The 19,829-nt window shown below is 33.1% G+C and carries 15 protein-coding genes and 1 pseudogene; 12 read left to right on the forward strand and 4 right to left on the reverse strand.

Annotated features, from left to right (window positions below; translation table 11 throughout):
* Nucleotides 1-34 precede the first annotated feature (34 nt).
* From Trichorick_RS06280 to dapA, 6 genes are all read left to right on the forward strand, one after another.
* Nucleotides 35-2,413 (forward strand): hypothetical protein, encoded by a 2,379-nt coding sequence (locus Trichorick_RS06280; protein ID WP_323738146.1) that lies wholly within the window; start codon nt 35-37, stop codon nt 2,411-2,413.
* A 155-nt stretch (nt 2,414-2,568) separates the two neighbouring features.
* The gene (locus Trichorick_RS06285) at nt 2,569-3,312 is read left to right on the forward strand and encodes an ABC transporter substrate-binding protein (protein ID WP_323738147.1); all 744 of its coding nucleotides are present in this window, start codon (nt 2,569-2,571) and stop codon (nt 3,310-3,312) included.
* Nucleotides 3,313-3,328: 16 nt separating this feature from the next.
* Nucleotides 3,329-3,772 (forward strand): flavin reductase family protein, encoded by a 444-nt coding sequence (locus Trichorick_RS06290; RefSeq protein WP_323738891.1) that lies wholly within the window; start codon nt 3,329-3,331, stop codon nt 3,770-3,772.
* 13 nt (nt 3,773-3,785) lie between these two features.
* On the forward strand, nt 3,786-4,520 hold the full coding sequence (gene dapB / locus Trichorick_RS06295; RefSeq protein ID WP_323738148.1) for a 4-hydroxy-tetrahydrodipicolinate reductase: 735 nt from the start codon (nt 3,786-3,788) through the stop codon (nt 4,518-4,520).
* Nucleotides 4,517-5,374 (forward strand): LicD family protein, encoded by an 858-nt coding sequence (locus Trichorick_RS06300; RefSeq protein WP_323738149.1) that lies wholly within the window; start codon nt 4,517-4,519, stop codon nt 5,372-5,374. Before dapB ends, Trichorick_RS06300 begins: the two co-directional genes overlap by 4 nt.
* Before the next feature lie 11 nt (nt 5,375-5,385).
* The gene (gene dapA, locus Trichorick_RS06305) at nt 5,386-6,270 is read left to right on the forward strand and encodes a 4-hydroxy-tetrahydrodipicolinate synthase (RefSeq protein ID WP_323738150.1); all 885 of its coding nucleotides are present in this window, start codon (nt 5,386-5,388) and stop codon (nt 6,268-6,270) included.
* A gap of 20 nt (nt 6,271-6,290) precedes the next feature.
* On the opposite strand, the gene Trichorick_RS06310 is transcribed toward dapA, so the two are convergent.
* Nucleotides 6,291-7,082: a DNA polymerase III subunit delta' gene (locus tag Trichorick_RS06310; protein ID WP_323738151.1), complete on the reverse strand. Its 792-nt coding sequence runs from the start codon at nt 7,080-7,082 to the stop codon at nt 6,291-6,293.
* Between the two features lie 155 nt (nt 7,083-7,237).
* Nucleotides 7,238-8,623: pseudogene (gene gltX, locus Trichorick_RS06315) on the reverse strand (glutamate--tRNA ligase); the annotation flags it as partial.
* A gap of 230 nt (nt 8,624-8,853) precedes the next feature.
* On the opposite strand from gltX, the gene Trichorick_RS06320 reads away from it, so the two are divergent.
* On the forward strand, nt 8,854-9,009 hold the full coding sequence (locus tag Trichorick_RS06320) for a hypothetical protein (RefSeq protein WP_323738152.1): 156 nt from the start codon (nt 8,854-8,856) through the stop codon (nt 9,007-9,009).
* A 258-nt stretch (nt 9,010-9,267) separates the two neighbouring features.
* Here Trichorick_RS06320 and Trichorick_RS06325 read toward each other — a convergent pair whose 3' ends face one another.
* Both Trichorick_RS06325 and alaS read right to left on the reverse strand, forming a co-directional pair.
* Complete coding sequence (locus Trichorick_RS06325) at nt 9,268-9,552, reverse strand: GIY-YIG nuclease family protein (RefSeq protein ID WP_323738892.1); 285 nt, start codon at nt 9,550-9,552, stop codon at nt 9,268-9,270.
* A gap of 3 nt (nt 9,553-9,555) precedes the next feature.
* Nucleotides 9,556-12,219 (reverse strand): alanine--tRNA ligase, encoded by a 2,664-nt coding sequence (gene alaS, locus Trichorick_RS06330; protein ID WP_323738153.1) that lies wholly within the window; start codon nt 12,217-12,219, stop codon nt 9,556-9,558.
* A 165-nt stretch (nt 12,220-12,384) separates the two neighbouring features.
* Here alaS and Trichorick_RS06335 point away from each other — a divergent pair, with 165 nt between their 5' ends.
* The 5 genes from Trichorick_RS06335 to Trichorick_RS06355 all read left to right on the forward strand — a co-directional run bounded on the left by Trichorick_RS06335 (nt 12,385) and on the right by Trichorick_RS06355 (nt 19,615).
* Nucleotides 12,385-13,923, forward strand: coding sequence for a hypothetical protein (locus Trichorick_RS06335; RefSeq protein ID WP_323738154.1), 1,539 nt, complete (start codon nt 12,385-12,387; stop codon nt 13,921-13,923).
* Complete coding sequence (locus tag Trichorick_RS06340) at nt 13,910-14,560, forward strand: hypothetical protein (RefSeq protein ID WP_323738155.1); 651 nt, start codon at nt 13,910-13,912, stop codon at nt 14,558-14,560. The genes Trichorick_RS06335 and Trichorick_RS06340 overlap by 14 nt, the downstream gene beginning before the upstream one ends.
* A gap of 4 nt (nt 14,561-14,564) precedes the next feature.
* Nucleotides 14,565-15,629 carry an RP853 family protein gene (locus tag Trichorick_RS06345; protein ID WP_323738156.1) on the forward strand — a complete coding sequence of 355 codons (1,065 nt, stop codon included), beginning with the start codon at nt 14,565-14,567 and terminating at the stop codon, nt 15,627-15,629.
* Nucleotides 15,630-16,158: 529 nt separating this feature from the next.
* Nucleotides 16,159-18,075: a hypothetical protein gene (locus tag Trichorick_RS06350; RefSeq protein WP_323738157.1), complete on the forward strand. Its 1,917-nt coding sequence runs from the start codon at nt 16,159-16,161 to the stop codon at nt 18,073-18,075.
* Nucleotides 18,076-18,088: 13 nt separating this feature from the next.
* Nucleotides 18,089-19,615 (forward strand): glycoside hydrolase family 19 protein, encoded by a 1,527-nt coding sequence (locus Trichorick_RS06355; RefSeq protein WP_323738158.1) that lies wholly within the window; start codon nt 18,089-18,091, stop codon nt 19,613-19,615.
* The last annotated feature ends 214 nt before the right edge of the window (nt 19,616-19,829 follow it).

Below are 19,829 nucleotides of genomic sequence, written 5' to 3' on the forward strand. Positions count from 1 at the left end.
TTATATAAAATATAAATTAATAAAGAGAATTATTATGAATTTAAAGACATTACTTAAGCAATTAATCGATATGAATATAAATAGAGATCATCCCTCATATGAGGAGTTAAATCGTATATTAAGCGATATGGAGGCAAATGGTTGTAATTCCTCAAATCAATTGAAATTACGCAAGGAATTAAAAAATATAGAGGTGAATAGAGATAATATCTCAAATATCCTTGAATTAACCAGTGTATTGGTAAAATCATTAATACCTGGAGAAAGTGGAGTAATTAGGGTGGGTGTCCTGGAAAGTGATGAAAGGACAAGACATACTACGCTTAAGCATGAATATACTGGGCATATATTAAAATCGGAAGAATTTTATAAAAACACAGAGAGCTATATAGGCATAAAGAATAAAGAGTTCTATATAAATATGGCAATAAGGGGAACAAAACAAGACAAACTATGTATGAGCGAAATTAAGCATCTCGTAAATGGACTCAACTCTGAAATTGAAATTATTAAAAAATTATTACTCTCAGTACCACTGAATAATGACGATATTAAACAACTGATACAGATATTATTATCAAATTATTTCAATGATGCCAAAGAACTTTTTCTTTCTACTCAATTACCTATAGACATTATAAATCCAAGTGTAGAATGCATGATAGGCATTGGTAATTCAGATTCTTTGGATTTAGTGTACCAAATTATTTCTAATAATCATGAAAGGCTAGATCCAAGGAAAATAGAACACTTAATCTGTCACCCTAGTATTCTCCGTGATCCTAATATTTTTAGTAAATTTCTCAATAAGGTGGCTAAAAGTGATATTCCTTTATCTACAGATATAGGAGATACTATAATAAATTATATTAAAGGTAGAGTACTTATTATTGAAGATAACAGACAACAGGTTTTTGGTATTATTAAAACACTAGTAGAAACCAAAGGGCCAAGTGGTCTTCCTATCTTTAATATAAATTCAGAAAGTTTTAGAACAATGCTTGCTGCTAAAAAATACATAATTGGTCAAGAGTGGCTAACATATTTATATGAGCATGGATTAAATCCTCTTGAAAACACAAAAGTCCCAGTAATAACCACTGATAGGCAATCTGCACATATAGATGAGGTTAGCAACAAAGCTCGAGAGCAACTAGTTAATCTCAGAAAGGAATTTTTAACAAGGGAAGGTACAGATCAAATTTGTTTTCATCAAAATGTTATAAATTGGGCTAATCAAAATTCTGAAAATCTTGAAAGTCTGGCAAATATGCCTATGGACCTATTGGTTACGTATACATTGTATATACATCAGAAGTTAAATGAGATTAGTTCGTATATTAGTGATCTAATAGAGGATAAAGCCGGTCTTCGTAAACAAAGTATTACTTTTGCTGGTGATAAAGTAGCAATAGGAGTAAGAATTGGAGAAGGTGCTAATACAGTAACTAAAAGCTTAGATACTGGGAAAGCTTTGGAACTAGTGCAGCAAGCATTTAATTACTTCAATGCTAATTCAACAAAAGATTTGCCCTTTAATGAAGTGTTTTACTTGATGTGGGTGCAAGCTTGTAAACAAGAGATAGACAACCACATGCCGCCATATTATTACCGTAGTGATATACTTAAAGTACTAGCGCAGATAGCCTGTGAATATTATAAAAACGAATCAGGTATAGAATCGGTATGGATGCCAAGTTGTATTGGAGGAAGTTTTAATATATTACTGCTTGATTTCTCAAAGCCACTAACATTAAGTTCAGAAGAACATTATAATGAACTAGTTAAAAAAGAAAAGGAACGAGTTATAAAAGAAGACTTTACTCAATATGTTGTAGAGGAGTTTTTACCTAATTTAAGTCAAGAATTTTTAAAAGTGCTTTTTGAAGGCATAGAACGGCCGTCAATCGATAATTGGCGATATAAGCAGGCGCTAACAGAAATATTAAATCAAGCTCTTCATAATTTTCCACAAATTGAGGATGCTGATATATTAGCTACAAAAAAACTTACTATGATAGAAGAATTATTATTTGATCTGCCTAAAATTTATGTACCTTCATCTGAAGGAATTAGAATTTGTGATTATTTTAAAAACGTATTTAAGCAAGAAATGCATGATGAAAGTACTATTGAGAAGATAAAAGAACAGTTAAATCTTTTAATAAGTAAGTTCTATAATGGCTTTATTAATCCTGGCAAACTTACGAGAGAAGTAGCAGAATATATAACCAAGCAAGGAGTGAATCTTGGTGATTTTGAAAAGCTAGATATCTATGTAGCTAACCAAGTTAAAGAGTTTACGGCAGAACACAATCTTTCAGATGCGCCATCCGGTGTATCACTCTTAATGAATGATGAGGGAGTTCAACTTCTTGCTGAATTGTCTGAAAATAATGAGGTTGTAGGTTAATAATCTGGGAGGTAATAAGTGCAGCGCACGTAAAATCACGATCTTGATATATTTGCACTAAGGGTGAAAGTTGAGCTGCTGACATTAGTTGTTGTTTGACAGTAAGCTGCTTTTATACTAAAATAGTTAATTCTATAAAAGTTATTGAAAATGTTATGAGATTATTTCAATTATCTATCATTAGTCTACTAGCACTTATATTATTTGGTTGTGGCAATCCTAAAGATGATGAAAATACCTTAATAGTGGGGACTTCAGCCGATAATCCTCCTTATGAGTATATGAAGAGTAATCAAATAGTAGGTCTTGATATTGAGGTAATTGAAGAAATTGCAAAACATTTGGGTAAAAAAGTTAAGATTGAAAATCTAGATTTTAATGGTTTGCTAGCGGCGCTATCAAGTGATAGAGTTGATTTAGTGATTGCCGGTTTGTCAGTAACCCCAGAACGTCAGGCAATGGTAGATTTTTCAGATCCCTATACTTCAGGTAGTATAGCTGTGCTGTATAGAGCAAATGATAATTTTAAAGATGTTACTAATCTAGGTAATAAAGTTGTCGGTGCGCAATTGGGTACAATCTGGTCGCAATTTGCTCAATCTGTATCTATAAAACATAATGCTAAAGTTATAACTTTAGCTACTAATATAGCTTTGGTAGAAGAATTAAAATCAAAAGCAGTTGATGCGGTAATTCTAGAGCAACAACAAGCAATAAATTTTATGGAAAATAATTCTGAGTTAGCGAGTTTTGTCATTAAAAGTTTAACTTCTGATTTTGCCATTGCTTTACCAAAACATTCGCCATTAAAAGTTAATATCGATGGTGCCATCAAAGCGCTTAAAGAAGATGGTACTATCGATAAAATTATGGTTAAGTGGTTAAAAGGTGAATTCTAAACAATTTAAAGCATCTATGGGATGTTTGCCTACTGGAATTACTGTAGTTAGCACCAACTATGAAAGGCAATTATTAGGGTTTACTGCCAATTCGTTCACTTCAGTTTCTTTATCTCCGCCACTTATTCTATTCTGTTTAAATAAAAACGCAGGAAGCATTGCTGCTTTCCAAAGTAGCAGTGTTTTTGCTATCAGTATTTTAGCTGCAAATCAGGTGGAGATTTCAAAGCATTTTTCTACAAGTCAGCCAAATAAATTTAGTAGCATTAACTATCAGATAGGAAAAATTACTAGTTGTCCATTAATTATTGACGCAGTTTGTTGGGTTGAATGCAAAAAATACCAGGAATATGAAGGTGGGGATCATTTAATTTTTGTAGGAGAGGTATTGAATACTACGATCAATAATGATCGGCAGCCATTAGTGTATTTTTCAAGAAACTATCGAGAGCTAAAATAAATTATAGATTAAAATGATTAAGATAGGTTTGTGTGGTGCTACTGGTCGTATGGGATTAGCCATAAACCAGATTATAGATAAGTTTGCTGATAAATGTGTAATTGTAGCAGAATTTTCCCGTACTCAGAGAAATATAGAATTAACTGATTTTTGTAATATATCTGATGTCATTATTGATTTCTCAAGTCCAAATTTATTGGAAGAATTATTGGAATGTTCTAAAACATATAATACTAAATTAGTGATTGGTACCACTGGTCTTGAGGAAAATCATTTGCAGCGATTACAACAAGCTGCATTAAATAAAGCGATAATCTATTCAGCAAATATGAGTATAGGAGCGAATGTTATAGCTAAGCTGGCGATGGATGCAGCTAGAATGCTAGATAATGAATATGATATTGAAATTCTGGATATTCATCATCGCCTAAAGAGAGATGCGCCATCGGGTACTGCTTTAATGTATGGTAAGTTATTATCGGCAGTGCGAGGTATAAATTTTGATCAAGATAATTTATATACTGTAAATCGAAATGGAGTGCGAGATTCCGGTACTATTGGTTTTGCTAGTTTAAGAGGTGGAGGATATACTGGAGAGCATGAAATCATTTTTGCCGGTAATGATGAAGTCATAACAATTAAGCATCAAACATTAAATAGAAAAGTATTTGCCGAAGGTGCGATTGCCGCTGCGTGCTGGATAATAGATAAGCAACCTGGTTTGTATTCCATGTTGGATATGTTATGAAGAATAGTCAAATATTATCTATCACACTTATTTTGCTTATATCTTTACTATTGGCTATTTCTCTCCTTTATGCTCGACCATATCTTCGTAGCTGGATATATAAGGCAGCAGATTTTTTGTATAATGACGCCAAATCCATAGAGCTTATTGAACTTATGAGTAGCCCATATGATCAATTAATTCGGCCAGAAAATACTAGATCTGAATATATCCTGACCCTTTATCAAATAATCAAAGATATTCATGATATATTTGATATTGTTGGTATTGAATATTGGGCTGATTTTGGCACGTTACTTGGCGCAGTTAGGCATAAGGGCATTATTCCTTGGGATGATGATGGAGATTTAAGCATCTCTATAAAAGATCAAGCTAAATTAATGAACTGTGTGGTTCCTGTTCTAAAAAAACTTAATTACGGTATATTACTAAAGAATGGGTATATCACAGTGGTAGCCCATGCAGGTTTAATCACCTTGCTTCCTGATGAAAAATATCCAGGTTGTGATATTTTTCTAGCTCAAGAAATAGATGGTAAGTTAGTATTAACAGGATGGCCACATACTATCGAGGTAATAGATTGGAAACCACTAAAAAAATATCATTTTGGCAGCTTTTACATATGGGGTCAGGCAAATCCTATTCCTTATTTAAATAGTTTGTTTGGCAAAAATTGGAAAACTTTGGCAATTCGTGGTGGAGACCATAAAACTGTGGATAGCAGAGAATCTTCTGGTATGCCATTCTTGATAAATGATGCTGACTATCTTCCGGCTAAGCCTCTTGGTCCATTAATTGATCATAGAGACGAGATGAAGAAATTGTTGCAGGAGATAGATAGTGGTTGTTTATAGAAGAGGAGCTAATGAATAATATATTTAAAGGGTTAATCACAGCTATTATTACGCCATTTAAAAATAATCAATTGGATTTGGTAGCGTTGGGTAAAATTCTGGAATATCAAATTGAACATAATGTTGATGGGGTGGTAATAGCGGGAACTACAGGTGAGGGAAGTAGCTTAAGTCATAATGAGTATAAAATATTATTACAATCAGCAATAGCAATAGTACAAAAACGTATGCCAATAATTGCTGGTTGTTGTTCTAGTAATACTATGGTTGCTTTGGATATAGCTTTGATCTGTCAAGAAGTGGGAGTGGATGGCTTAATGTGTACGATTCCACCATATGTAAAACCTACTACAGAAGGTATTTACCAGCATATTAAAACTATTCATGATGCGACAAGCTTACCGATAATGATCTATAACACTCAAAGCAGAACTGGAGTCAATATTTCTGATGAAAACATCTTGCGACTTGCTGACCTACCAAGAGTGATGGCTTTAAAGGATACTGGGACAGATATCGAGCGACCATTAAGGTTGAATCCGTTGCTTAAGCAAATTAAGCAGAACTTTAATTTACTGACTGGTGATGATCCTATAGCTTTAGCTTATAGAGCGCATGGTGGAGTAGGGTGTGTATCTGTGGCTGGTAATATAGTGCCTAAACTGTGTAAAAACTTACAAATTTGCTGTGAACGTAACGATTTTGCTACAGCGTTAACTATTCATCAACAACTATTTCCTCTTTATCAAGCATTATTTGCCGAAACCAACCCAATGCCGGTGAAATATGCAGCATCATATTTAGGACTATGTACCGAAGAATTAAGGCTACCATTGGTAGCAGCGAGTACCGAAACTAGAAAATCAATTGTACAAGCCATGAATACTCTTATCTAACTCCAGCATGGGTGAGGTATCTATTCACTAAATTGTTCAAGCAATAATACACAACTAGCACGTAAATCAAGATCATAGTTTATGGTATTATTAATAAGCTTATGAATGGTTTCAAATTTCTGCAGTAAGTATGTTGGTGTTGACATGCGTAGCCTATTTATAACTTCAATTTCAGCATTGCTTAATTCCAGCTGGACTCCAGCTGATTTTTTAGTAATTCTTACCATAAATTGTAAGATATAATCAGCAATTACTACCCAGTGCTCTCGGTTCTTATCAGAAACTTTTTTAAGTAATTCCAGTTTTTGTACGGAATTATTATTAGCTAATATATTGATGAGCTGGTAATAAGCTTCATCAGTCTCATTTTGTATGGTTGATAGATGATGAATTTTAGCACAACGTGATCTGATAGTAGGTAATATACTTACAGCAGTAGTCGTAATTAAAAAAATATAGCTATTACCCGGGGCTTCTTCTAGTATCTTAAGCGTACAATTAGCTGCATGATGATTCATTAGCTCAGCTCTAGCTATAATCGCTATTTTGTGGGGAAACATAATTGAGGTACGATTAAAGAATTCTTGTAACTCTCTAATTTGTTCTACTGAGATATCTTTATTTTGAGGGTTAGGTTTTTTTTCTACTAGTTTGAAGTCTGGATTATTTTGCAATGAGATTTTATTATCAAATAAGGTTTGGTCAATAAATTTTTGTAGTTCAGTCAGGGTTTGATCAGGATCATTAGTGTTAATTAACCAGCTATTATGCAGTTTATTTAGTTTATAACTAGTTTTTAAAAGCTCTATCATTGGTATACTCGGTTTACTTGAAGAATTGGCGTTGTCGCTGCCTACGATCTGCGGTGCTCACGTAGTGATCTACGCTGCGCTCCTCGACTTGGCGCTCCTAGCTCTTCTCCAAGTAAAACTTCGTCTACCAACTCTTCATTTATAAGGGATGTATATATTTTTTTTAAACGTTCAATACTATGCTCAATCCCAATAATTTCAATAATTTCAAAGATACTAGGAGAATTAGCCAATCCAGTGATTAGAGCTCTGATCGGTTTCATAAGCTCTCCAAGCTTGATTTGATTATCTACAGCTAAATGTTTAAACGAGTCTTGAATCGTTTCTTTATCAGTGGCTTTTATAGTTTTTAGCATGGCTATCACCTGTTCCACATAATTCTTATCACTTTGTTGCAATATCAGTACTGCCTCATCACTATATTCGATAGGGTTTGAGATCAGAAAAATTTTAGCAAGCTCCACCAAGTCTGTAATTAGTTCTGCTCTAATTTTAATGGCATCCATACCTTGTAAGATATATTTACTTTCTTCATCACTAATTTTATAATGTTTTGCCAATTCTGCAACAACTATAGAAGTTAATTCCTGATTATCTTTATTACGTAGATAATGAGCATTTAAATGACGCATTTTAGCAAAATCAAGTCTAGCTGGTGACGCCCCAAGACCTTCGAGATTAAACCAATTTATGGCAGTAGTTTTTGCAATAATTTCATCATCACCATGACTCCAACCAAGTCTAAGTAAATAATTGCACAAAGCTTCAGGCAAATATCCCATTTCTTTATAAGCTTCAACTCCGAGTGCGCCATGGCGCTTTGATAATTTAGCGCCATCAGGACCATGGATTAACGGTATATGTACCATTTCTGGAATTTTCCAGCAAAAAGCTTGATAAAGCTGTATTTGTCTTGCTGCATTAGTTAGATGATCATCGCCTCTGATGATATGAGTAATTTCCATATCATGATCGTCAACTACTACTGCTAGCATATAGGTAGCAGTACCATCGCTGCGAACTAACACCATATCGTCCATGTGAGTATTTTCAATGACTACATCTCCCTGGAGTCGGTCATGAATAATGGTTTGACCTTCTTTGTTAGCTTTTAGTCTGATTACCGGTTTGATATCTTTAGGGTAAGTTTTAGGATCAGCCTCACGCCATGGACTATTAAAGAGAAAATGCTGTTTATTTGCAGCTGCACTATTACGTAACTGTTCAATATCTGTTTGTGGCGTAAAACAATAATAGGCTTTTCCTTGATTTAATAATTGCATAGCAGCTTGATAATGCAGCTCATTGCGTTTTGCTTGATATATTATTTCACCATCCCAATCTAAGCCTAACCATTTAAGGCTGGTTAAAATAGCTGTGGTTGCTTCTGCAGTAGATCTTACCTTATCAGTATCTTCAATTCTGAGTAAGAATTTACCATGATTATGACGAGCAAATAAATAATTAAATAAAGCAGTTCTAGCACTACCAATATGTAAAAATCCGGTTGGTGATGGGGCAAATCTGGTGATTACGGTCATTAATTTACTCTTGATTGTTGGTATTATTTTGCTATGCTATAACTTCATGGTGCTTTGTACCCACCATAATCACACTAGCTTGTTCCGAGCTATTAATGCGGACTCCTTTAGTCGGGAGTCCTGTTACTATACAATAGTGCCTTTGGCATAAAGGTAGCAGGGCATGAGTGTGATCATGGGTATAAGCTCCCGGCATCAAATCTATTGATTTTAAAAAGGAGTCTTAAGTCATGGAACATAATTTTATTACTATCTTTGCCAGTTGTGCTGACTGGATTAAAGCAACTATTATCATCAGCAGTGGACTAACATTAGTTAGCATTTTTTATTTAATCAAACAAACCATTATTGAATCAATAAAATTAACTAAAACTAGTAAATATTGATAATAAATATTATTTATAGCGTTTGAAATATCTTGTGTAACTATAAATAATATTCTATCTAGCTAAAAAATAATCATAAACAAGAAGTTATCTGACTCTCCCGAAGTCATCCTGAACTTGTTTCAGGATCTTATGCAGTTCTGACGAGATCCCGAAACAACCCTGAAACAAGTTCAGGGCATGGTTCGGGATGACGTCGTATATCGGGATGACGTTGTGTGTGTTCGTTCGGGATGACCTCTGTGTTCATGATAACTATTAATGTGTCATTTCCAGCTCATGCCAATCTGGATTAATAGACTCAATTAAATTTATTTTCCAATCACGATGCCAATTTTTTAATTGTTTTTCACGGATGATTGCTTCTCGTGGTATTTGAAACTCTTCAACATATACTAATCGATCAAGATTATATTTTTGGCTAAAACCTTTTATTATTTTTTGTTTATGCTCAAAAATTCTTCTTGCAATGTCATTAGTTACACCAACATATAAAATACCTCGTGGTTTATTAGTAATTATATAGACATAGTTATAGTCTATGGTTCATAATATTTTTAAAATTTCTACTATCTTTTCCTTCAGTACCGGTAATTTACTAGTGTCAATTCCTCCTGCCTGAGCTATGCCAGCTTGGCCACCACCACCATTACCACCAAGGAAAATTGAAATTTCTTTTGCAATATTACCAGCATGCAGCTTAGTGCTAAGCTCTTTGCTAATCGCTACTGTAATTGCAATTTTATCGTCTGTATTACTACTAATATATACTACAACTAAATTTTCTCCCTTGACTATAATTCTCTCTAGAGCTAACCTAATTAATTTGGCATCAACATTCTGTACTAATCTATAAATTAGTCTAATGTCTTTTACTAAAGTAGTTTGTGCCGTTATTTCTTCTTGAGTTAAATCAAGTGCAGAAATTTTGAATTCTAATAACTCTTGTTCTAATTGTTTATGCACAAGATTTAGTGCATTAATTTTAGCGATTAGTTCGGTTTTTGGGGTTTTTAGCTGAGAAGAAATCAGGTTAATTGTATGTTCATTTTGTCTAGCAAGCTCTAAAGCAAACTTACCGCAGACTGCTTCAATTCTTCTGACTCCAGCGGCAATAGCGCTCTCGGCAACAATTTTAAATGCTCCAATGTCACCGGTACGTGCTACATGCAAACCGCCACAGAGCTCAAGAGAATATGCTCTACCTTCATGATTAATATTACCACCCATCGACACTACTCTTACTTCATCGTCGTATTTTTCTCCAAATAATGCCATGGCGCCAGCATTAATCGCCTGGTCAGTGGACATTAATACAGTGTTAACTGTTGAATTTTCGATGATTATTTCATTCACTCGATCTTCTATTTGTTCTATTTGTTCTTGGGTTAGTGCTTTTGGATGACTAATATCAAATCTTAAACGATTGTGAGCTACTAAAGATCCTTTCTGAGTTACATGTTTACCGATTAATTCATGTAATACTGCATGCAGAATATGAGTAGCAGAATGATGAGCACGTAAATTCTTACGATAAATTTTATCTATACTAAGTTTTACTATATCACCAATATTAATTTTACCTTCTTCAAGCACACAAATATGAGCATGAATACTGCCAAGATATTTTACAGTATTTAAGACTTTTACCTTAGCTGTAGCTGATTCTATAAGTCCGATGTCGCCAAGTTGACCTCCGGATTCAGCATAAAATGGTGTTTGATTGGTTAGTAGAATAAATTTTTGATTAGACTCATTAATTGAATCCAGCAATATATTCTCCTGTAATAGCGCAATAATTTTTGCCGAAGCATTGTCAAAAGCATATCCCAGGAATTCAGTACTACCAAATTCAGACTTAAGATCAAACCATATATTATCAATCTTATCTTCACCACTGCCAGACCATGCTGCTCTTGCTCGCTGCTTTTGTTCCTGCATTTTATTATTAAAGCCGGCAAGATCAACAGCAATAGCCTTTTTCTTTAGGATGTCTTCAGTTAAATCTAGTGGAAAGCCATAAGTATCATATAGCTTGAACGCTACCTCACCTGAAAGTGTTCCGCCAGTATTAATTGATAAGGTTTCATCGTCAAGCAGCTTTAAGCCGCGCTCTAGAGTGGCTTTAAAACGTATTTCCTCTTCATATAAAATATCACTGATAAAATTCTCGGCTCGTTTAAGTTCAGGATAAGCTTCACCCATTAAACTTATTAATTTTGGTAATAATTTATATATTAATGGATCAATCGCGCCTAATAAATGTGCATGTCTCATACTTCGACGCATGATCCGCCTGAGTACATATCCTCGACCTTCATTTGACGGCATTACACCGTCAGCAATTAAAAAAGCACAAGAACGTAGATGATCGGCAATAACTCTAAAAGAGAATCGGTCATCACCATGAGCCTTAACTGATACTAGCTGTTCTATTGATTCTATAATTTCTTGAAATAAATCTATATCATAATTATCGTGTACATTTTGCAAGACAGCGGCAATTCGCTCTAACCCCATGCCAGTATCAATTGATTTTTTTGGTAGTTCAATGCGAGTATTCTGATCAATTTGCTCAAATTGCATAAATACCATATTCCAGATCTCAATATAACGATCTCCATCTGCTTCAGCAGTTCCCGGTAATCCACCTTTTATATGTTCACCATGATCATAAAAAATCTCTGAACATGGACCGCATGGACCAGTGTCGCCCATCGACCAGAAATTGTCCGTAGTGTTAATTCTGATAATACGATCATCATTAAATCCGGATATTTTTTGCCAATAATGTGCAGCTTCATCGTCAGTATGGTAGATAGTGACATATAATTTATCTTTTTTGAGACCAAACTCTTTAGTAAGTAATTGCCAAGCGTAATAGATTGCTTCTTCTTTAAAATAGTCGCCAAAAGAAAAATTGCCGAGCATTTCAAAGAAAGTATGATGTCTGGCAGTATAGCCGACATTATCTAAGTCATTATGTTTTCCTCCAGCTCTAACTGATTTCTGACTGCTGGTTGCGCGTGTATAGCTTCTATTTTCTTGGCCAGTGAAAACATTTTTAAATTGAACCATTCCAGAGTTAACAAACATTAAACTGGGATCGTTATGAGGAATTAATGGACTTGCCGCAACATGGGTGTGATTATTTTTTATAAAATAATCAAGAAATAATTTTCTGATCTCAGCAGTGGTGGGCTTAAACATTGTGTTACAAGTTGTTTATTGGAAATAGATATTTATAGCGTAATTTTGAATTGCGTGCAATTATGAACTCACTGAGAGTTTCTATTACATATAAACTATAGAAATAAATAATCATAAATTAGCAAGTAATGATAAGATAATCTAGTTAATCGACTTAAGTTAGTTATGACTAAATTCAAACAACCAAAAACTCGAGTATTTGCTAATTTATTGCATAATACTTTTTATCGAAAAACGGTAATTATTTTGATTGGCAACAAAGGAATGTTTTTGGGGGCAATTAATAATAATAAAATAATTGATCACCTGTTTATTTCGACGGGAGACCAGGAAGAACTAGAGAAGTATACAAATTTTTTACAAAAATTTAAAGGATATTATATATTTTTTTTGTTAGATAATAATGAATGTGCTTTGCATCATGAATTGGTTCCAGTTTTTCAATCAATAGTTAAAGCTAATCCAGTCGAGGAATTTATCAAGGAACATTTTTCCGAAGAAGATATTGTCGCATATAATGTTTATAGTATTACTACCAAAACTAGTGAAAATTGGGCGGTAGTTCTTGCTTCTCAAACTTACCAACCACCATTAAGTAAAATACTTAGCTATATTCTGGAGAATTCATTAAAATTTGGTGGTATTTATTTTCTGAACTTAGAATTAAAAACTATTATAGATAGGGTTTTAAAAATTACCGGTAATACTGATTGTAATAATAATTTGCAGATTTTTGTTTCAATACTGAATGCTAGTAGTATTAAATGTGTGGTTAAACATCATGGTAATATAATCTCTGTTAAGAGTGTAGATTATCCTGTTGACAAGTCGTGGGAATATGTGCAAGGGATTATCGAGCATGAAGTAAGCGATTGTTTAATTTTACATAAAAATTATATCAATAGTAATGAGCTTAATGCTTGTGTTATTTTTTTAGTGAATAAAGAGCTGCAATTATTATTGCAACAGTCAGCTTTTAATGCTCATCGAATAGTTTGCTTGACTGAGCAGGATATCTTTAAAAACGCAGCAGATAGCACGCTGCTTTTGGATTCGGTTATTGTAAAATTATTTGCCGAACGAAAAAGCTTTTTAGGGTTGAATAGTAAAATCAGAGCAGTAATCCAGCTTGATTTGGTTAATAAATGGATGTTTAAGCCTTTTATTGGTGGAGTAATAACTTTAATATTGTTGTTAATTGGTATAAAAATGGAAACCCAGTTAAATCAGAAGCAGATGACAGTTTTAAATGATAAATATCACAAAATAGCGTGGGAATATAGAACAATCAAACAAAAATATCCTGATATCAAAGATGTTACCAATCTAGCTGATTTGTATAGTTTTGATAAATTATTAAAGATACCTGTATTGACTCCATTTGATTTATTAAAACAATTATTAAATAATTTATCAGATGCAAAAGTACATTTAAATAAAATTAGTTGGCAATTAAATGATTATGATAACATAATTTCACCTAAACAATCTATGCAAGTAGAGATATCAATGAAATTCATTAATAATGATTCTTCGATCATAGAATCATTATCTGCGTTTAACGAATATATATCTAATCTACGGAAAAGGTTTAGTGGTTTTGATATTAGCTATACGCGCTCCACTGATAAAATTACCAATTTGTTTGGTAATATTGTAATGCCTGTAACAATTATAATTTCAGGATCAGATGGATCAAGATAAAACTTTGGAAAGGTTCGTAGTTTATTTAAAAAATATTATTTTTTTTAAATTCATTATGTATTTTTTATCTATAGGTATACTAGTATGGCTGTTACAAATTTTTGAAGATGATCTTATACAATCAGTAGAGTGGCTCAATAAAGCGCGCCGATCTTTATATAATGCTACTGCTAAATTAGCATCTATTATGGATTCTGACGATAAAATATTAGAGGCTTACCATTTATATGAAGATATATTAACAACGTCAGATAAACAACGTTGTGATTCAAGGCTAAAATTAGTGAAAAATTTACGGGATTTAGCGGATAAATATAATTTAGTGGATCCAGTTAACATTAAGATGTCGCAATCATTCCAGAGAAATGTTGATCAATCTATAGGTGATAAAATTAAAGTAAAGAATTATGATTTACAAATCCAGTTTGCTGCTCCTGATTTTAACGTAGTTCTGGCTTTGATCAGCGAAGCATATACTTTATTACCTGATCATAGTATGACTTTATTTTTAGAAGCGCAAGAGCAGGAGGTGTTAACTCCTTCGTTAATAGCTAGGTTAACATCAGAAAGATATCCTGATCTGATCAACACAGTGTTTAATGTTCGTATTCGAGAAGTTACTGTTAAGAAACGATGATTTTATGACTAATATTCAATTAAATATTAATAATACAATACAAATTTTTCAAACATCTATTATTCAACAGTTAGCTAGTAATTTAACTGAGCCGACATGTGCTACTCTTGCGAATATGTTGGCTATGGATTATACCTCAAGGCTAGAGAGTACGATCAATGTACAAGATCATCTTGAGGCTTGTATTAATAAATTAAAAAATTTTCTTGAACAGAAAGTAATAGCTGATGACAGTTTTTCTATGGCACTAACATTGTTTACCGTAGCGATAGCGCCGGAGCAAATAAACTATCAGGATAAAAACAATATATTAGAGCAAGATCAATCGCAGGACGCGGTGGTAGATGTAGTAATTGATTCACATTTTACTGAATTTAATTCTAAAGATATGGGAAAAGTTAAAGCTGCTCTACGTAATTTATTACGAGATAATGGAAAAAAAATATTAGACTATATTAATGCTGAACCACAACTGTTCTTAGTAATAATAAATGGCTCTATTGCTAAACATAAAACTGAAGAAGAGATTAATAAATATATTAGAGCGCAGGTTAATAAGATTTTAGATAAAGCTATTAATTTTAATAAAAGAAGAAATATTTTCAAACAAAAAGCTAGCAGAATTACGACTGCGGTTTGTACTGTTGGTGCAGTGGTTGGTAGCTCTTTAACAGGTGGGGCTGCGATGCCAATGATAGTTATGGCAGCAACTATGGTATCGATGAAATTTGCACCAAAACTCGGTGAAAATATAGGGCAAACAATACTAAATTTTAATAACAGTACTAGGTCTAGCTTTAATGAAATAAGCAGAATAAAAGCAGAATTATTGCAAAATGATCGGCAAAGAATTACTGTCCAGAAAGAACAAGAAGTAGAAATTAAGCAATTTAAAACAACCGAGCCTGATTTAATAAAAAAACATGATCAAAAACTGCAGACAATAAAGGAAACTCTTGCTGAGTACAAGGCTCATGATTCGGAAGTAAAAGAGAAAAATTTTCAGGAGCAACTAAGTGAGAATAAAGAGATAGCTAAGAGTAAAGATAAAGGAGGGATGTCAACTTAAAGGAAGATACCAGATAAAAAATTTAGTAATGTCATTGCGAGGAGCAGTAGCAACAAGCAATCTAGTAAATGAGTAATTATAAACTTGATGGCTTCTAGCATAAATGCTCTCGCAATGACGGCAAGAACTGGCCTTTATGATTTTAATAAAATATTTTAATTAGTAACTCGCGTTAAATAGTAAATCTATATTGTTATTACTTGGATTGTATTTTAATATAATAACAATTACAAAAATATAAAAAATAACAATTTTGCGTTGTTTTTTATATCTTAACTAATTTTTAGTACAATTTTGTTAAGGTATTTAGTCACTAAAATAGAAAGCGCAGTATAACAATTTTATTAATTGTATCTTTTGTTTTTAATAAAAATGATGGATTTTAATTTTAATAAGCATTATAATTCCTATGGTATTTCAAAAAACTTACTTCAATAATGAAATAGAGAAGTTTGGGTAGTATACAACAGTCTAAAGAATGGTGTGCAAAGCATGCAAAGTAGCTAATATTTCGTGGAGAACGTAAAACATGAGATCATCTGATAATCGAGTGACAAGTGAATATATGCATACATCTCAAAAGATTAGTAGTTGTATGGCAGCATTAAGTGTGGAATATATTTTGTCTTATAAAAAATCAGATCAAACTAGAAGTGCTTGGTTTGCTTTTGGTGTTATTAAAGTCTTGTTACAATACGCCGAGATTTTTGATTTTCTGAATCAGCGATATAAAAAAGATTTTATAGATTCATTACGTACTCACTCAGATAAGTACATCAAGTTATTAAAACAAGAAGCAGCTGATTCAGCAACACCGGAAGTGCATTCCATTTTTCAAGAAGAAGTTAATTTTTTAATTGGACAATTAAGCAATAATAAACTCGAACGTACTGGTGATTTGCTTGAGCAAGAACTAGAGGCAATACAAGATGTAGTGAGTAAATTGATTAAGAATTGCCGCACACTTTTTGCTGAACAATCTCATATCGTGGATATGATGGAACAATTGCAGGGTATGGCAATAGCATTAGGAATCACAAATTTTACTCCTGAACAACAAGAAAATTTATTGGCAAAGTTATTGCTCATCAAAGAAATATGGCATCTGGAACCTCTTGTTGCTATAAAAGAAGATAATTTCGGGTTAATGTTCTATTCTAATCCAATACAGTTTTTGAGAAATTTAGCAACTCCTAATATAGATGATACATTTCATAATATTATTAATTTTTTTGTACATGATCATCAAGCGCTGTTGAATATTAGCGATATAAAATTAATAAATCTATACGACAGATTAAAAGATTTAGATAATCAAGATGAGGTGTTTACTAATTTACTACAAAAAATTCATCAAGAAGCTCCATTTCGTTATAATTATAATAGAATTGGTGATTCGGGATATGAATTACTTAAAAGATTTCAAAGTTACGATGCTATCTTTCATCAAATCGAAAATGCGGAATTTCACATTACAGAAGCTTTTTTATTGCGAAATAATAATTTTATACAGGAAACTTTAATGCTCCTGGCAAAGCATGTAGATAATATAAGAGCAGTAGGAGCTTCTAAATCTCCTGTAGTGCATACTGTGCTAAATAAATTAGAAATTGAATTAGAACATAATTACCCTAGTGATTCTAATCATAAAAGTACGATTTCTGCAATTAAAGATAAACTAGCTTTAGGGCTTGATAGTCAAATTATCAATAGATATTCTGAACTAAATAAATTTACTGTCTTTGCCTTAAAAAGTAAGTACCTTACCTTGTTTGAGCAAATTAAACGATTACTTGATGATGACAGTGAAGATGACAAAGGATTTTTAAATCAAATATTAGTTAAAAGATTTGCTCAGGATTATTATATAGCGAATGCATCTAATTCTATTGTTACATTAAGGTCAATTGCGAGTGATCGTAGTGAAATTGTAAGACAGTGTTCTGAAATTGATTTTGTAGAAATTTTTAATCCGGAATGTACAAATAAAATCACTAGTTTAAATTTCAAGAAACAAATAATGGCTTCTAGCATTAAAACTGTTAATGATTATGTTGAGGTTTTGTTAAAATTAGTGACATCATTATGTAGTGCTTCGCAGTTAGACTGCTTGTATCGGCCATTACTATACGGTAATTTGACTAAAACTCAACAAGTTTTAAAGAGAGAATTAAGTAAGCAGATTAAACAACGCACTACTATTGCTAAGATGGTATACTCTGTATTTACTGGTAAGAAAAATGAGTATAATAGGCTTAAAGTAATTAAGGAATCAGCAAGTGTAATACCTAAAAATATGAGTAATGTTCAATCAGGATTAAAGGAAATTGGTGACCTACCTACGCAATTAAAAAAGAATTTACAATCTTTTTCTTCAAAATCATCTCACCATGAAGAAACCGAACATAATGATAATTCAAGAGCTGTTAAAGAAAAAGTAAATTAGAGAGTAATTAGATATGATATATAGAGCATTATTTATGGTTGCGTTCGTTAATTCAGAATATTCTAAAAGATTATGGAAATTTTTAGCTGTTGGTATAACATTATATATCATTTTATGTAAGACTGCCTATGGTTATGATGCTTGCGTTACAGGTCAAGCATATCTTGCAAATGATCTTTGTACTGTAGGTGATGGAGATAAATGTGTTTTATGGAAAGCTCAGTGGTGGATAAACACAGCTCCAGGTACGGATCCAGCGTGGAAAAATATGGGTTCATGTGACGGAAAAGCAGGTGGTGGAGGAGAGCCGGTAGTAGTAGCGCCCAAAGGGCCTTCAATAGAGGAAATGAACATAATAATGGATGCTTTAGTAAGAGAGGCGGAGTCTAAACAAAAAACTACCGATACAGGAGTAGCAAAGTGGTTAACAGAGATCCAATCTCAAATTCCTGCTGCTGATTATACTAGACTTCTTGATGTAGCGTATTATGTCCGTACTCTGCCATTGGATGTAGTAGCAAAGATTAAAGCTGGAAAATCTGATAATCCTGAAAATGTAAAGCGTGTTGAAAAAATTATTTCAGAAAGTACTTGGAATACATTGTTTCCTTTGACTAATAATAGTACAAAAGAAGGTACTCCAGAAGGCATAGGCATCTATACTTATGAAAATTTTCTGAAAGCCGTTGGAGCATTCCCGGCTTTTTGTGGAAATTATGCAAAGCATCCTAAGCTAAAAGGTGTTGATGCTGATCAAATATGCAAAAAATTACTGGCAACAACCTTTGCTCATTTTAATAAAGAGACTAGTGCTAATGCTTCTGCTTGGACTACTAGAGTTGAGAAACAAGGTTTATATTATATTAGAGAAGCTAATTGTATTAATGGTATGACAAATTATTGTAAAACAGATTACTTGCTTGGTGCAGCAGTGTATCCTGCAAGCCTTCAAGAAGGCAATGCATATTTTGGTCGTGGGGCAAAACAATTGTCTCATCCAGTAAATTACGCAACTTTATCTATTCTACTATTTGATAAACCTGATGTTTTATTGAAGTATCCTGATCTAGTTTCAACCACATGGTTAGCTTTAGGTTCAGCAGTTTATTTTGCTTCTACTCCTATTTCATCTAAGCCGGCTATGATTGAAGTTATAGATGGTAATTATCAACCAAATGCCGTGGATCAGTCTCGTAATTTTGTTCCAGGATTTGGGTTAACAACGCATATTATTAATGGTGCTTATGAATGTATACCGTTAGATAAAGACCTTAAAACCGATGATAGTGGCACTCCTTATTGGAAAGTGCGAGCAAATTATTACAAATATTTTGCAGCGACATTAGGTGTATCAGGAACAATAGATGAAAATTCATTAAGTTGTTCAAAGATGAAGAGCAATTTTGATACCACAAGTGCTGCATCAAGACCATACTATTTTGCTCCAGGTGCGTGTAATCCAGTTCAGTGGGAACCGGTGCCAACTTTTATTGCGTATGGGGGAAGCACTACATTGGCATTGTGCAAAGCCACAAAATAACATTTAATAATACTAAGCATTGCGTACAGAATTTTATTGTTTAGTAAGAGCCTGTCAGATCAGTAGATATAAGAAGTAATTTTGCTCACTCAAAACGCAGTCGAAGTTCCAAAACAAACCAAAAGACTGCTTGCGGTACTCGACTTCGTTTTTCCTAAAACTTCCTCTCTTATATCTACTGATCTGACAGGCTCTAAGCATCAGTATAACTTTT

The organism is Candidatus Trichorickettsia mobilis (genome assembly GCF_034366785.1).
Classification (GTDB): domain Bacteria; phylum Pseudomonadota; class Alphaproteobacteria; order Rickettsiales; family Rickettsiaceae; genus Trichorickettsia; species Trichorickettsia mobilis_A.